The organism is Acinetobacter sp. MD2(2019) (assembly GCF_035615615.1).
Classification (GTDB): domain Bacteria; phylum Pseudomonadota; class Gammaproteobacteria; order Pseudomonadales; family Moraxellaceae; genus Acinetobacter.
On record NZ_VTDU01000052.1, the window covers coordinates 1 to 2,379 of the forward strand.

Sequence of the window (2,379 nt, forward strand, 5' to 3'; positions counted from 1 at the left end):
CGCAGTTTCACCATTGGTTAATGGTGGTTGGACTGGAATGGTGAAGTTACCGTCGCTATCAACAACACCTGTTCCAATAACATTACCATCTTGGTCTTTGATGGTTACGGTCGCACCAGGTTCACCTTTACCGGTTACTTCTGTACCGTCGTCATTAAATTCAGCAGTCGGTGCATCAGGCGGTGTCGTATCTGGCGCTATCACATTGATAGGTGTAGATTCATTTCCGGCAGGGTCTTTTTGAGTGATAGTTACAGTTTCACCGTTGGTTAATGGTGGTTGGATTGGGATTGTAATATTACCATCTTTATCAGCAGTACCTGTTCCAATAACATTACCATCTTTGTCTTTGATGGTTACGGTCGCACCAGGTTCACCTTTACCAGTAACTGAGCTTCCATCTTCAGAGAATTTAGCATCTGTTACAGGATTTGGTGCTGTTGTATCAGGTGTTGATGAACCTGATTTTTTATTATCTGAATCTGAGCCACCAGCAGCTACTGCAATCACACCACCCGCTAAGCCAGCACCAATCAACCAAGGTACAATAGCAACCTGAGATTCGCTATAAAGTAATGGCGAAATATCTGCAAGTGGATTATAAGTCACTGTCGAAACAACATTACCACTGGCATCTGTAAATTTTGCCCAAGCAAGACTGCCATTATCATCAAATACAATACTGTTGGCTTCTGGAGTATTAGTAAAATAATTTTCAATGGTGATCGTTTCACCGTTTTTAAGTGTCACAACAGCAGCATTACCATCCCGAGTAATGCTCTCCACCATGGTTTTACTTACACCAATTTTTATAACAGAATCTTCCGTTAAAGAGACCTTATCGCCACCTGACTTACTTAAGACTTTGTGACTTTTTTTTGCAGTCACCTCAATATTCGCCATAATATTTTTCCTATTTCGTGTTGTTAGTGTTGTTCGTGTTGTTCGTGTTGTTCGTGTGCAATTTATTGTCTAAATATTTCAGATTCATCTGACTTCAAAGATTTTTTATTTACTCCTTTATATAATTAATTACTCAAAATCTTAAATATTTACAGGACAAAAAATTTACTTGCACTCATATTGCTTTTTTTATTACCCGATAACCGAAGTTATACTCTTCCAACCTTAATGTGATTGTGCTTAATGCTCAATTAAAAGAACAAATTGTAATATTTCTATAAAAAAAATAAATTGTAATATTTGTATTTGTAATATTTGTATTTGTAATATTTGTATTTGTAATATTTGTATTTGTAATATTTTTTTCACTAATACAGTTAAAAACCAATTTCAGCTAGTTACACCAAAATTAAGAAAATTGGTGATGTTTCAAAAAGTATGCTGAAATAAAAAACAGGTAAGAATTTGATACTATAGAGAAATGCTAATCACTCTACACATCAAATATCCTACCTGCCTGAGCGACAGTATAATGAAAAATGGCACAAAAGTGGATGGTAAACAAAATTACCAATGCAAAATATGTAAACGTCAGTTTATTGGTGATCATGCACTTAGCTATCAAGGTTGCCATTCAGGCATAAAAACCAAAATATTACACCTCATGGCACGAGGCAGTGGCGTTAGAGATATCGCAGAAATCGAAAGAGTCAGTATCGGTAAAGTTTTACGCACACTCAGTCAATCCAAATATCAGATCCAAGCACAGCAAAATTATTACGAAACCCTTGAAGTAGATGAGTTTTGGACTTTTGTTGGCAATAAGTAGAATAAACAATGGTTGATTTATGCCTATCATCGAGAAACAGGTGAAATAGTTGCTTATGTGTGGGGTAAAAGAGATTTAGCGACTGCAAAATGGCTTAAAGCAAGACTAAAACGGCTAGGAATATACTATGCTCGAATATCGAGTGACAACTGGGATAGTTTTGTTACCACTTTTAAAAAGTTTAAACAATTGATTGGTAAGTTTTTCAATGTCGGTATTGAAGGCAATAATTGTCGATTGCGGCATCGGGTCAGGCAAGGCTTTAGGAGAAGCTGTAACTTCTCTAAAAAGCTTGAGAATCATTTCAAAGCCTTTGATTTAGTCTTTTTTACATCAATAATTGATTCGCCTAATGCCAGCATACTTTTTTGAAACACTACCAGAAAACTATTAACTAGGTTACAGTTCAGTATTTTTATCATTAATCCCTTGTTTTCATTCCATTCCCGCATAAAAAAACACCCTCTGCTTTATTAAGCGGAGGGTGTTTGAATAATGAGCTGGCGATGACTTACTCTCACATGGGTAACCCCACACTACCATCAGCGCTAAGAGGTTTCACTTCTGAGTTCGGGAAGGGATCAGGTGGTTCACTCTTGCTATTGTCGCCAGCACAACTTGGATGCTTACTCGTTAGGTCTTATTGG

General features: G+C 36.7%; 1 protein-coding gene, 1 rRNA gene and 1 pseudogene. 1 reads left to right on the top strand and 2 read right to left on the bottom strand.

What is annotated here, in order from left to right; genetic code table 11:
* Window positions 1–903 (bottom strand): Ig-like domain-containing protein (locus I2F62_RS12915; protein WP_324627396.1); only part of this gene is annotated, 903 nt, incomplete at its 3' end.
* A 481-nt stretch (window positions 904–1,384) separates the two neighbouring features.
* Between I2F62_RS12915 and I2F62_RS12920 the strand changes: the two are divergent.
* Window positions 1,385–2,104: pseudogene (locus tag I2F62_RS12920) on the top strand (IS1 family transposase).
* 126 nt (window positions 2,105–2,230) lie between these two features.
* On the opposite strand, the gene rrf reads toward I2F62_RS12920, so the two are convergent.
* A 5S ribosomal RNA gene (gene rrf, locus I2F62_RS12925) occupies window positions 2,231–2,345 on the bottom strand.
* Window positions 2,346–2,379: the final 34 nt, after the last annotated feature.